Consider the following 12618-nt stretch of genomic DNA (forward strand, 5'->3'; position numbering starts at 1 on the left):
GGCGGGCGGCGCTGAACGTGTTTCTGGGCGTTCTCTATGTGATTTTCACGCCTCGCATCATCAAGGCGTATAACTGGAAATTCATTTCGCGGCAGATGCGCGGGCTCGTCTGGTTCAGGCGCTGACCCAAGAGCGATATGCCGAAACGTCACTCCGCCGCGGGCTGGCGCAATTCGTCCTCGCGTTTTTCTGTCGTGGATGCGCTTCTGTGGCCGCTGACCTCGTGGCCCGCATCGGTCGGCAACGGCAGGAAGAAGGCGAGCGGCGCGAGGCCGATCAGCGCGATGACGAAATAGGCCGGGCTGAAATCGCTGGCGGTGAGTTCCGCCCTTCCGCTGAAGGAAAGCGTCATGTGCAGAAGGAGCGCGCCAATGCCGACGCCGAAGCTCAGCGACAATTGCTGGGCGACGCTCGAAAGCGTGGTCGCGCGGCTCATCATCGGCAGGGCGATGTCGGCATAGGCGATCGTGTTGAGCGCGGTGAATTGCAGCGAGCGGAAGAAGCCGCCGATGAGCAGGGTCGCGATGATCAGCAGGTGTGGCGTCATGGGCGTGAAAAAGCCGTAGGACGCCATGAAGGCGGCGCAGATGAAGGTGTTCGCCAACAGCACGGTGCGGAAGCCGAAATACCGGATGATGGGACCCGCAGTGAATTTCATGACGATGGCGCCCGCCGCGCCAGCGAAGGTGATCATGCCGGAGGCGAAGGGGGTTAGGCCGAAGCCGAGCTGAAGCATCATCGGGGTGAGGAAGGGAAGGGCGCCGATCCCCATGCGGAAGAGAAAGCCGCCCGTCACGCTCGCGCCGAATGTACGCACACGGATGAGCGAGATGTCGATGATGGGCGCGGCGGTCGCCCGCGTGTGCCGGTAGTAGAGCGCGAGAAAGCCTATGCCTCCGGCGAGCAGCGCCACCACGGCGGACGTCGGCAGGATGCCGCGGCCGACATTCTCGAAGCCGAACATGGTGGCCGCAAGGCCGATGCTCACGAGGGCAAATCCGATCCCGTCGAAGCGGTCGGCGCGCTCTTCCTTCGTGTTGGGGATGAAGATCATCGCCAGAATGACGCCGAGAATCCCGATCGGAATATTGATGAGGAATATCCATCGCCAGCTTCCATAGGTGGCGATGAAGCCTCCGAGCGGCGGCCCGACCACGGGCCCGATGAGAGCGGGCACGGTGAGCCATGCCATGGCATTGACGAGTTGGGACTTCTCCACCGTCCGAAGCACGACGAGCCGCCCGACGGGCACCATCATGGCGCCACCCATGCCCTGCACGACGCGCGCAAGCACAAGCTCGGGCAGGCTGTTCACGAAGGAGCAACCGATCGAGCCCAGCGTGAATATGACGATCGCCGTGCAGAAGACCGAGCGCGCGCCGAAGCGATCTGCGATCCAGCCGGAGAGCGGAATGAAGATGCCGAGGCTCAGCAGATAGGCCGTGATGGCGAGGTTGAGCCGGAGCGGATCCTCGCCGAAGGATTGCGCGATGGCAGGCAGGGCCGTCGCGATCACGGTCGAGTCCAGGTGCTCCATGAAGAGCGCGCAGGCGATGATGAGCGGAACGAGAAAGGCCCTGGACGGCGCGGCTTCTGACATCGGGGAACCGTGACCATGCTTCTGCGGGTGTCGGTACCGTAACTCGCACGGCGCGCGGTCCGGACGTCCGGCCCGGCCTCATCGCCGCCACCTGGGTCGCGAGGTTCGTGCTTCTAGACCCCTTCCAACGCCGCAGGCAAGCCATTCCGGCTCATTTCACATCACGTTGTCGTGGATTTGGCCGGTGCTATGGCAATTCCCTTTTGCCACGGCGGCCAATGCTTGCCAAAATGGGACAAAACAGGCGGCGCAGGGGGCCGCTGTCAGTATGGGGGGTAGTCGTGTTGCCGGTCGATCTTTCGTCAACCTGGATTCCGTTGAGCCTGCTTGGCGTTCTTTGCCTCTACATGGTGTTCCTGTTCATGCAGGAACGCCGCGAGAGCAGGGCGCTGCTGGCAGCCGAAGCCGCAGCGGCGGCAATGGCGCCGGCCGAGCCAAGCTTTGCGGCTGCGCCCTCCGCTCCTGCCGCGCCCGTGGCTACCGTCATGGCCGTGAAGGAAAGCCCCGCCAGGCGCAAGCCGCGTCTCGTCTGGCGCACGGCGTGGATCTGGCTTCCCTTCATGGCCGGATTTGCCGGGCAAGCCTATCTCGACATCATCAAGCCGCTGGTCGAGAAGGCCGGGGTCTGATCGCGATCAGGCGATTTCGAGATCGGGGAGCGCTCCGCCGGACGGAAGCTCCATGATCCCGTCGATGATGCGGTCGGGCTCGCCGACGCCGCCATGGGCGAGAAGCATCCGCGCCTTGGCGACCATGGCGTCGCGCGACAGTGGCGCTTCGGGGTCGCCCTTGGCGTTCTCGCGCCGCGCGGAGATCTCGCTGCCGTCGCGCAGACGGACGCGCACTTCCGCGCCCCAGGCTTTGGGATAGGCCGCGCGATAGGGGTCGCGGGCATGGATGGCGACCTTTAGCGCGAGGGCGGCGCATTCGTCGCGCGCGGCGGCCCCGAACGCCTCGAAATCGACAATGGGCAGGCTCAGCGCGGCGGCCACCGCATGCTGGAGCGAGAACTTCGCCTCATAGTCGCTCGTGGCGACGGGACGGTCGCAGACGTCGAGCGCGGCCTGATAGGTGTCGACCTCGACGGAGACGATTTCGCGACCAGCAATGGCGGTGCGCAATTCCTCGGCGGCGTCGATAGCCGGATGTGTGTGGCGGCAGGACGGCCACGGCTTGATCGAGGTCCGCACGAGCTGCCACGGCGCATCCGCCGCGCGCAGGACCGCATCGGGATCGGCGTCGGGGCAGGCGGCGCGAAAGAAGCCCTTCTCGCCCTCGAGAATCCGGGCGGGACCGGTGAAGCCGAACGAGGCGAGAAGCGCGGCCTTGAGGCCCGCTTCGGCGGCGTGCCCCGCATGGAGGTGCTTCGTCATCGCGCCGGTTTCGAGAAACTGCCAGAGCCCCGCCGACTGGCTGCCTGCGTTGCCGAGAGCGTGAACTGCGGCCTCGTCCGAAAGGCCGAGAAGCGCGGCGCCCGCCATGGCCGAGCCATAAGGCCCGCAGGTCGCCGTGTTATGCCAAATCCGGTAATGCGCGGGCCCGACCGCCATGCCGACGCGCGTCGTCGCCTCGAAGCCGTGAAGCACCGCTTCCAGAAGCGCGCGGCCGTCCGCACGGCGCCGCTCGGCGAGCGCCCAGGCCGCTGGCACGACCACGCAGCCCGGATGCACGACAGACTCCCGGTGGAGGTCGTCTGTTTCCAGAATGTGGCAGAGGCCGCCCATCAGGAAGGCAAGCTGTTCGGGATCGGGCGCGACATTCGAGCGCGACTTGTCCTGCCACCAGGCGAGCAGCACCTTGCCGGGGGCTGAATTCCGCCCGGCTAGAATGTTGGCGACCGCATCGAGGGTGAAGAGGGCTGCGCTTTCGAGGTCCGGGGAAGCAACCGGCTTCCTGCGGATGAGGCCGACCAGCCCTTCCGTGAGGGACTTTCCTTGTTCCGCGATGCTGGCGGAGGCCGCCTTTGCGCTGCTCATCATCTTGCCTCCGGTCGGCGCTGAAGAGTTATGGTCCCCAATCGTTAACTTGCGCGCGGCGCAAAGGAAAGCCCGGGCGCGTTACCGCCAAATTCGCCCGGTCAGCTTGCCGCCCAAACAAGGGCTGACTATAAGCTTCCCTTATGTTCGTGCGCGTGAGTCGGGGGACGGAAGGAGATCAGCCGTGCCTCTTCCGGGTCGACATGTTCGCGCGGAACAAGGGGTATCCGAATGACCGGTTCAGCATCCGAAATGGCCTGCCGCGCGGAAATCGCACGGGGCCGGACGCCGTTTGCGTGGGCGGCCGTCCTGTTTCTGCCGCTGGCGCTCGCGGCCTGCACGACGAGCAAGCAGCCTCCTGTCGTCGGGCAGGGCGGCAGCTACAAGGTAGGCAAGCCCTATCAGATCAACGGCATCTGGTATTATCCGCATGAGGATGAAAATTACGACGCCACGGGCATCGGCTCCTGGTACGGCCCGCAATTTCACGGCAAGTCGACCGCGAACGGCGAGGTCTTCGATCAGGAGGCGCTGACTGCCGCGCATCCGACGCTGCCGATGCCGGTTCTCGTGCGCGTGACCAATCTCGAGAACGGCCGCTCCCTTGTCGTGCGCGTCAACGATCGCGGGCCTTTCGTGAATGGCCGCGAAATCGACCTGTCGCGCAAGGCGGCGGAGCTTCTGGGCTACGACCGCAAGGGGACCGCAAAGGTGCGCGTGCAGTATGTCGGCCGGGCGCCGCTGCCTGGCGTCCCCGGAACGAATGTCACGGAAGTCGCATCGAGCCAGGACAGCTTCATCGCGCCGAAGCCCGTTACCGACGAAAGCGAGCGGAAGGTCGCGACGGCCTCCAGGCCCGGCGTCGTCAGCACGACCGAACTCGCCGCGCCTGCAGGCGTGAAATCGGCGCCGGTTTCCGCATCGCCCCTCCCGTCCTCGCCGGTTGCGACGAGCACGCCCGCGAGCAAGACGACGATGCGGCCGATCGGCGAGGAGACGCAGGTCGCGAGCAGCAATCCGGCGCCGCTGCCGGAAACGGTTCAGCAGGTGGCCGTGCCCGCCGGAACGAACATCTTCGTTCAGGCCGGCGCCTTCCGCAGCTTCGCCAATGCGGAAGCCGTGCATCAGCGCCTGCTCGCCGAGGGCGTTCGCAATGTGCAGGTAACATCGACCATGGTCGACGGCGCCAGATTTTACCGCGTGCGCGTCGGGCCACTCGCCGACGTGCCTTCCGCCGACGCCTCCTTGCAGGATGTGATCGGCAAGGGCCATGCCGGGGCGCGGATCATAGTCGAGTGAGAGGGCGGCCGTAGCCGTCAGCGTTCAGTATCTTTGAGCCGGAATAGGGAGCGTCACCCATGACGAGATTGAAGCCCATCCTCACACTTGTCGCCGCGGCCTTTGCCGTTGCGATGCTCGTGTCGCGGCCAGCCATGGCCTTCGACACGACCGCGCAATATGCGGTGCTGATGGATGGCGCTACGGGCGACGTGCTGTGGGACAAGGATGGCGACACGCGCATGCATCCTGCGAGCATGAGCAAGCTCATGACGCTGTCGATGCTCTTCGACGCTCTGAAGGCCGGAACGGTGAAACTCACGGACGAATTCCCCGTCAGCGAACATGCCTGGCGCGCGGGCGGCGCGGCCTCGGGCTCCTCGACCATGTTCGCTCAGCTCGGCTCGCGCATTCCGGTGGAGACGCTCATTCAGGGCATCATCGTCCAGTCCGGCAACGATGCCTGCATCGCGGTCGCCGAAGCGCTCAAGGGCTCGGAGCCCGAATTCGCCAATGCGATGACGGAGCGGGGGAAGGAAATCGGTCTGACGAATTCGACCTTCGCCAATTCGACGGGTTGGCCCGATCCCGACCAGATGATGACGGCGCATGATCTGGCGCGGCTGGCGCGTCACATCATCTACGACTTCCCGGAGTACTATCACTACTTCAGCGAAAAAGAGTTCACCTGGAACGGCATCACGCAGCACAACCGCAATCCGGCGCTCTTTCTCGACCCGACGGTGGACGGGCTGAAGACCGGCCACACTTCCGCCTCGGGCTATGGGCTCGTCGTTTCGGCCAAGCGCGGCGACCGGCGCCTCATCCTCGTGATCAACGGGCTGACCAGCGAAAAGGCGCGCGCCGAGGAAGGCGTTCGCATCCTCGACTGGGGCTTCCGTGCGTTCAAGCAGTACAAGCTCTTCGCCGCTGGCGCCGTCATCGAGAACGCGCCTGTCTGGCAAGGCAATTACGGCCAGGTGCCGCTCGTTTCCGCCAACGACGTCAACCTCATCATGACGCCGGATCAGCGCAAGGCCATGAAGGTCTCGGTGAACTATACCGCTCCCATCCCGGCGCCGATCGCGGCGGGCCAGCGCGTCGGCACGCTGCGCGTCGAGGTGCCTGACAAGCCCGTGCAGGAAATTCCGCTGCTGGCGGGCGCCAATGTGGACCGGCTCGGAATGTTCGGCCGCGCGGCGCATGCGCTGCGCCACATGATTTTCGGAAGCTGATCCCGTTGGGCCGGCAACGGTTCATCACGCTGGAGGGCGGCGAGGGCGCTGGCAAGTCGACCCAGCTTCGATTGCTGGCCGCCCGCCTGGCCGAACGGGGCCACGAGGTCGTCGTCACGCGCGAGCCGGGCGGCGCCGAGGGAGCTGAGGCAATTCGGCAACTCCTGGTGACGGGGGAGCCGGGGCGCTGGACGCCGCTTTCGGAGGCGCTGCTTCATTTCGCCGCGCGCGAAGACCACCTTGCCCGGACGATCAGACCGGCGCTGGCGCGGGGGGCATGGGTCGTTTCCGACCGCTTCGTCGATTCCACATTCGCCTATCAGGGCGTGGCGCAGGGGCTCGGCGCGGAGGTCATCCGCTCGCTCTCGCGCATGGTTATCGGCGAGGATATGCCGGCTCTGACGCTCATCCTCGACCTGCCGCCGGAGATCGGCCTTGCCCGCGCCAAGGGGCGCGCCCCTGTGGATAAGTCGCCCACGGAGGAGGTCGCGGAAGATCGCTATGAGCGAATGGAGATGCGCTTCCACGAGACATTACGGAACGCATTTCTTGCCATTGCCGAGGCCGAGCCCGAGCGCTGCGCCGTCATGGACGCGACACTGAGCGAGGCCGAGGTGGCGCAACAAATATGGCACAGTGTGACTTCAAGGCTATCGCCCTAGCCATTGATCCAACATGGTAAATTCGTGTTTGACCGCGACGGAAACCTTCGCCTATAGAAGCACATTCGTCGCGGGCCGGGGACACTGAGGCTCGCCGCCATCGCAGGGGAAATCCGCGCATGACCGAGCGAGAGAAGAAGCGCGATCTGTTGCCCGTCATCGGCGCGGTTCTTTGCTCCTCCGCATTCTTTCTGGCAAGCGCTCCGGCGTCGCATGCGAATACGCTCGGCACGCTGAGCATTCCTAGCGGGAACGTCTCTTCCGATACGGAAGGCGATGTGAGCGCAGCCATTCTCAATTCATCCGCAAGCCGCCTTGGCGTCGTGGCCAACCGGACGGTGACGCTCGCGCGTGGCGATACGCTTTCGAAGGTGCTTCTTCGTGAAGGCATCTCGAAGGAACAGCGCGAGGCGGCGCTGAGGGCGCTTGGCGACTTCATCGATGTCGAAAAGCTGGCGGCGGGATCGAAAATCGAATTTTCGGTGCGCGGCACTGACCCCGCCAAACGCCAGCTCGTCGCGCTGCATGTCCAGACCGGCGCGGCGAAGGACCTGACGGTCGTCGCGGGCAATGACGGCAAGTTCCATTCGCTCGGCGACAGGCAGGCTGCCGCGAAGGACTGGGCCGTCGGCGTCACGACGCGAAACGGCCATGTGACGCATGATTTCAGGCAGGATCTGATCGCGGCGAAGATTCCGGCAAGCGTCGCCGACGACGTTATCGCGGCCTTCAGCTACGACCCGGACGTTCCGGCCGCGCCTTCCAGGGGCGCGAAATTCACTGTCGTCTATGAGACGACATCGGCGGGTGCTGCTTCTTCCGCCACGCATGTGATGCGCTATGCGCAGCTTTCCGTCTACGGGCAGGAGCATCGCGTCTATCGTTACGAGACCGGCAGTGGCGCGGTCGCCTTCGTGGAGGAGAGCGGGCGGGGCTACATGCCGCTCGAACTCGGCTCGCCGGTGCGCAACGCCCGGATGACCTCGCCCTGGGGCTGGCGCATCCATCCCGTTCTCAAAGTGCGGAAGTTTCACAAGGGCGTCGATTACGCGGCGCCGAAGGGCACGCCGGTCTATGCGGCGGAAGATGGCGTGATCGAGGATCTCGGATGGCGCGGCAATTACGGGCGCTATGTCCGCGTCCGGCACAATGACCGGGTGGAAACGGCCTATGCCCACCTTTCCAAATTCGCGACGGGCCTGCGTCCCGGCTCCAGAGTGAAGAAGGGGCAGGTGATCGCCTATATCGGCGCATCGGGCCTCGCCACGGGCAATCACCTTTATTACGAAGTGCTGGTGGACAAGAAGCAGGTCGATCCGTTGCAGAACGTCATGGTTCAGGTGAACCTTGATGGCGGCTCGCTCGCGCGCTTCAAGACCTATGTCGCCCAGTTGAGCCAGGCGGCGGGCCAGCCCTGAGCGCCTGCTTACGCCCGCACCCGGTGACTGACCGGCTCGGCCCGTGCTACCAAAGAGCATGAGCGATTTTCCCGAAAGCGACCGGCTCGACGCCTTTCCGCATCCGCGCGAGACAGCGCGGATGATCGGCCAGGACGAGGCCGAGCGCGCGGTTTTCGATGCCTTCATGAGCGGGCGGATGCATCACGCCTGGCTGCTGACGGGCCCCAAGGGGATCGGCAAGGCGACGCTCGCCTACAGGATCGCGCGCTTCGTTCAGACCTATGGGACGCCCGATTTCGCGAGGGCGGCGGGCGCGCGCGATCTGTCGGTCCCGGAGAGCTCGCCCGCCTTCCGTCAGGTCGCGGCGCTGAGCCACCCGAACCTTCTCGTCATACGCCGCCCCTATGACGAGAAGGCCAAGCGGCTGAAGACCGTCATCACCGTCGAGGAGGTGCGCCGCACGGCGAGCTTCTTCGGCATGAGCGCGGGCGCGGATGGCTGGCGCGTCGCCATCGTCGATGCAGCCGACGACATGAACGTGAACGCGGAAAACGCGCTTCTCAAGATTCTGGAGGAGCCTCCGGCGCGCGGCCTCTTCGTCCTCATCAGCCATCAGCCGGGGCGGCTGCTGCCGACCATCCGCTCGCGCTGCCGCACGCTCGCGATGAAACCGCTTGCCGACGCGGATATTGCAGGCGTTCTCGCCGCCAATGACGTGAAGGCGAATGAGGAGGAGCGGGCGGCCATCGCCAGGCTCGCCGAGGGGAGCGCGGGCAGGGCGCTTTCCATTGCCGAGGGCGGCGGTCTCGATCTCTACAAGGAGCTTGTGGCGCTTCTGAAGCCCCTGCCGAGGCTCGACGTGAAGGGCCTCCACGCCTTTGCCGACAAGGTGGGCAGGCGCGGCGCGGATGACGCTTACGAAACCTTCACCGACCTCCTCGGCGACTGGCTGCAGCGCCTGGTGCGCTGCGGCGCGGGCGTGGGCGCGGGGCCCGATCTCGTCGCCGGAGAGGGCGCCGCCATGGCCCGCCTCGCGGCGGGCGCCGGCCTTGATAGATGGGTCGAGGTGTGGGAAAAGATCAGCCAGACGGTCGCCCGGGCGGAAACGCTCAACACGGATCGCAAGCTCGTGATCCTGAACGTTTTTTCGATGCTTGAAAGCGTCGCCGGCGAACGGACCGGAGCATGATCTGCGCCGTATTCTGGAATTCTCGCATTTTTGGTGGCAACCGGATTTCATATCCTCGGAAGCTGCCGGGCGCCTGACAGGCGCTCATCTCGACAGGTTCGCGAAACGTCATGACGGCGCCAAAGGCCTTCTATATCACCACGGCCATCTCCTATCCCAACGGGCCGCCCCATATCGGGCACGCCTATGAGTTGATCACGACGGACGTCATCGCGCGCTACAAGCGCCTCGACGGCTATGACGTGCGCTTCCTCACGGGCGTCGACGACCACGGCCAGAAGATGGTGCAGACGGCGCGCTCGAAAGGCATCACGGCCCGCGAACTCGCCGACGAGATGGCGCCCAAATTCAAGGCCATGGCCGAGCGGCTCAATGCGTCGAATGACGACTTCATCCGCACGATCGAGGACCGCCAGACGCTGGCCTGCCAGTACATCTGGACGAAGATGGCGGAGAATGGCGACGTCTATCGCGGCTCCTATTCGGGCTGGTATTCGGTTCGCGACGAAGCCTTTTATGGCGAGGACGAACTCACCACGGGCGAGGGCGGGCAGAAGCTCGCGCCCACGGGCACGCCCGTCGAGTGGATGGAGGAAGAGACTTACTTCTTCCGGCTCTCGGCCTATCAGGACAGGCTTCTCGAGCTTTACGAGAAGAATCCCGACTTCATCCAGCCGGCCTCGCGGCGCAACGAGGTGGTCGCCTTCGTCAAGCGCGGCCTCAAGGACCTTTCGATTTCGCGCGCGCGCTCGAAGCTCGACTGGGGCATCGAAGTGCCCGGCGATCCCGATCACGTGATGTATGTGTGGGTCGACGCGCTGACGAACTACATCACCGGCCTCGGTTATCCGGATACGGACAACAAGCTCTTCAAGCGGTATTGGCCGGCGGATGTGCACATCATCGGCAAGGACATCGTGCGCTTTCACGCGGTGATCTGGCCTGCCATGCTGATGGCGGCGGGCGTCGCGCTGCCGAAGCGCGTCTTCGGCCACGGCTTCCTCTATAACCGCGGCGAGAAGATGTCGAAGTCGGTCGGCAATGTGATCGACCCGTTCACGCTCACCGACGCCTATGGCGTCGATCAGATCCGCTATTTCTTCTGCCGTGAGGTGCCTTACGGTCAGGATGGAAGCTACAGCCACGAGACGGTGGTGAACCGCGTTAATGCGGATCTTGCCAACGATCTCGGCAATCTTGCGCAACGCTCGCTCTCCATGATCGCGAAAAATTGCGACGGCAAGGTGCCCGCGCGCGGCGCACTGAGCGACGAGGACATGGCGCTTCTGAGCGCCGCGGCCGGATTGCTGCCGGCGACGCGCGAGCAGATGGAACGGCTCGAAATTCATGCCTATCTCGCTTCCGTGTTCGAAGTGGTGAGCGCTGCGAACCGCTATTTCGCCTCGCAGGAGCCCTGGGCGCTGCGCAAGAGCGATCCCGCACGCATGGCGACCGTTCTCTATGTGACCATCGAGGTGGTGCGGCATGCCGCGCTGCTTCTGCAACCCGTCATGCCGGCTTCGACGGCGCGGCTTCTCGATCTTCTGTCGGTGCCTGAAAACCATCGCCAGTTCGAGCATATCGAGGCGCATCCCCTGAAAGCCGGAGTTCCGCTGCCCGCGCCGCAGGGAGTTTTCCCGCGCCTGGTGGATGAACCGTCAGAAGGCTGACGAATGGCCGTTCTTGTCGATAGCCATTGCCATCTCGACTTCCCGGATTTTTCCTCGGAAGTCGATCAGGTAATCGAGCGCGCGGAACAGGCCGGCGTGCGGCTCATGGTGACGATTTCGACCAAGGTGTCGGAATTCGACCGTATACGCGCGATTGCCGAACGATTTTCGAATGTCTATTGCTCGGTCGGCATTCATCCGCATGAAGCCGCGAGCGAGCCCGAAGTTGATACGGCACGCCTTGTCGAGCTTGCCAAGCACCCCAAGGTGGTCGGCATCGGAGAAACGGGCCTCGACTATTATTATGAACATGCACCGCGCGAAGCGCAGATCAAATCGTTTCGCGCCCACATCGCGGCGGCTCGTGAGACAGCGCTGCCGCTCATCGTGCATACGCGCGATGCGGATGAAGATACGGCGCGAATTCTCGACGAGGAAATGGGGAAGGGTGCTTTCCCGGGCCTTCTCCATTGCTTCACATCGAGCGCCCGGCTCGCCGAGCATGCGCTGTCCCTCGGCTTCTACATCTCGCTTTCGGGCATCGTGACCTTCAAGAGCGCGGCAGAACTTCAGCAGACGGCGCGCGGCATTCCACTGGATCGGCTTCTGGTTGAGACGGATTCGCCTTATCTCGCGCCGATCCCGAAGCGCGGCAAGCGCAACGAGCCGTCTTTCGTCGTGCATACCGCCGCCAGGGTCGCGGAGCTGAAGGATGTCGACGTCGAGACGCTCGGGCGCGCAACGAGCGAGAACTTCCTCAGGCTCTTTTCGCGCGTTCCACGCGAAGCGGTGTTCGGCACATGAAAATGCGCGCCACCATTCTTGGTTGCGGTTCGTCCGGCGGTGTTCCGCGCATCGGTGGTCATTGGGGCGCTTGCGACCCGAAGGAGCCGAAGAACCGCCGCCGCCGCTGCTCGCTTCTGGTCGAGCAATGGGACAAGGACCCGCATCAGAGGACGACCGTGCTCGTCGATACGTCGCCGGACATGCGCGAGCAGCTCATCGACGCGCGCGTGCAATGGATCGACGGCGTTCTCTTCACGCATGATCATGCCGACCAATGCCACGGCATCGACGATCTGCGCATGGTGGCGCATAACGGGCGCCGCCGCGTCGACGTCTGGATGGATGCGGCGACCGCGAGGACGCTCACAGCGCGTTTCCGCTACTGCTTCGAGCAGGAAGAAGGTTCCGGCTATCCGGCGATCCTCAACGCGCATCGCATCGAGGACATGGGCACGCCCATTCGCGTCGAAGGTGCTGGCGGCACCATCGAGGCGATCCCATTCGATCAGGACCACGGTCAGGTCCGTTCTCTGGGCTTCCGCTTCGGGCCGCTCGCATATTCAAGCGACGTCGTCGGCATCCCCGATGAGAGCTTCGCCATCCTTGATGGCATAGAAAGCTGGATCGTCGATGCCTTGCGGTACACGCCGCATCCCACGCATGCGCATGTCGATCTGGCGCTCGAATGGCTGGCCCGCTCGACGGCGTCCCAGGGCGTGCTCACGAACCTTCACATCGATCTCGACTACCGCAAGCTCATGTCCGAGCTGCCGGATCATGTCGTGCCGGCATATGACGGGATGGTTCTGGAATTCGAGCTCT

The 12618-nt window shown here is 64.5% G+C and carries 11 protein-coding genes; 9 read left to right on the forward strand and 2 right to left on the reverse strand.

All coding sequences use genetic code 11. From position 1 onward, the window contains the following. Positions 1–148: 148 nt before the first annotated feature. Positions 149–1600: a DHA2 family efflux MFS transporter permease subunit gene (locus tag PKA57_RS14285; protein ID WP_324301717.1), complete on the reverse strand. Its 1452-nt coding sequence runs from the start codon at positions 1598–1600 to the stop codon at positions 149–151. A 284-nt stretch (positions 1601–1884) separates the two neighbouring features. Here PKA57_RS14285 and PKA57_RS14290 point away from each other — a divergent pair, with 284 nt between their 5' ends. Continuing rightward, positions 1885–2229, forward strand: coding sequence for a hypothetical protein (locus tag PKA57_RS14290; protein ID WP_324301719.1), 345 nt, complete (start codon positions 1885–1887; stop codon positions 2227–2229). A gap of 6 nt (positions 2230–2235) precedes the next feature. Here the strand turns inward: PKA57_RS14290 and PKA57_RS14295 are convergent, their stop codons facing one another. Further along, entirely contained in the window at positions 2236–3579 is a 1344-nt protein-coding gene (locus tag PKA57_RS14295) for an MmgE/PrpD family protein (protein WP_324301721.1), read from the reverse strand. A gap of 228 nt (positions 3580–3807) precedes the next feature. Between PKA57_RS14295 and PKA57_RS14300 the strand changes: the two genes are divergently transcribed. The 8 genes from PKA57_RS14300 to PKA57_RS14335 all read left to right on the forward strand — a co-directional run. Beyond that, positions 3808–4875, forward strand: coding sequence for a septal ring lytic transglycosylase RlpA family protein (locus tag PKA57_RS14300; protein WP_324301723.1), 1068 nt, complete (start codon positions 3808–3810; stop codon positions 4873–4875). Between the two features lie 59 nt (positions 4876–4934). Next, positions 4935–6089, forward strand: a complete 1155-nt coding sequence (locus PKA57_RS14305) for a D-alanyl-D-alanine carboxypeptidase family protein (RefSeq protein WP_324301725.1) — start codon at positions 4935–4937, stop codon at positions 6087–6089. A 5-nt stretch (positions 6090–6094) separates the two neighbouring features. After that, positions 6095–6751 (forward strand): dTMP kinase, encoded by a 657-nt coding sequence (gene tmk, locus PKA57_RS14310; RefSeq protein WP_324301727.1) that lies wholly within the window; start codon positions 6095–6097, stop codon positions 6749–6751. Positions 6752–6870: 119 nt separating this feature from the next. Next, complete coding sequence (locus tag PKA57_RS14315) at positions 6871–8169, forward strand: M23 family metallopeptidase (RefSeq protein ID WP_324301729.1); 1299 nt, start codon at positions 6871–6873, stop codon at positions 8167–8169. 58 nt (positions 8170–8227) lie between these two features. Continuing rightward, positions 8228–9340, forward strand: a complete 1113-nt coding sequence (locus PKA57_RS14320) for a DNA polymerase III subunit delta' (protein ID WP_324301731.1) — start codon at positions 8228–8230, stop codon at positions 9338–9340. Between the two features lie 110 nt (positions 9341–9450). Beyond that, positions 9451–11010: a methionine--tRNA ligase gene (gene metG / locus PKA57_RS14325; RefSeq protein ID WP_324301733.1), complete on the forward strand. Its 1560-nt coding sequence runs from the start codon at positions 9451–9453 to the stop codon at positions 11008–11010. Between the two features lie 3 nt (positions 11011–11013). Beyond that, positions 11014–11814: a TatD family hydrolase gene (locus PKA57_RS14330; RefSeq protein WP_324301735.1), complete on the forward strand. Its 801-nt coding sequence runs from the start codon at positions 11014–11016 to the stop codon at positions 11812–11814. Continuing rightward, positions 11811–12618: MBL fold metallo-hydrolase (locus PKA57_RS14335; protein ID WP_324301737.1), on the forward strand; the 808-nt coding region annotated here is incomplete at its 3' end. The genes PKA57_RS14330 and PKA57_RS14335, both read left to right, overlap by 4 nt.

It is taken from the genome of Parvibaculum sp. (assembly GCF_035325945.1).
Lineage (GTDB): Bacteria > Pseudomonadota > Alphaproteobacteria > Parvibaculales > Parvibaculaceae > Parvibaculum.

Excerpts from the sequence above, each read along its gene's own strand:
- PKA57_RS14285 (WP_324301717.1), bottom strand. The coding sequence starts at position 1,600 with ATGTCAGAAGCCGCGCCGTCCAGGGCCTTTCTCGTTCCGCTCATCATC.
- PKA57_RS14295 (WP_324301721.1), bottom strand. The coding sequence starts at position 3,579 with ATGATGAGCAGCGCAAAGGCGGCCTCCGCCAGCATCGCGGAACAAGGA.
- PKA57_RS14300 (WP_324301723.1), top strand. The coding sequence starts at position 3,808 with ATGACCGGTTCAGCATCCGAAATGGCCTGCCGCGCGGAAATCGCACGG.
- PKA57_RS14305 (WP_324301725.1), top strand. The coding sequence starts at position 4,935 with ATGACGAGATTGAAGCCCATCCTCACACTTGTCGCCGCGGCCTTTGCC.
- PKA57_RS14315 (WP_324301729.1), top strand. The coding sequence starts at position 6,871 with ATGACCGAGCGAGAGAAGAAGCGCGATCTGTTGCCCGTCATCGGCGCG.
- PKA57_RS14320 (WP_324301731.1), top strand. The coding sequence starts at position 8,228 with ATGAGCGATTTTCCCGAAAGCGACCGGCTCGACGCCTTTCCGCATCCG.
- metG (WP_324301733.1), top strand. The coding sequence starts at position 9,451 with ATGACGGCGCCAAAGGCCTTCTATATCACCACGGCCATCTCCTATCCC.
- PKA57_RS14330 (WP_324301735.1), top strand. The coding sequence starts at position 11,014 with ATGGCCGTTCTTGTCGATAGCCATTGCCATCTCGACTTCCCGGATTTT.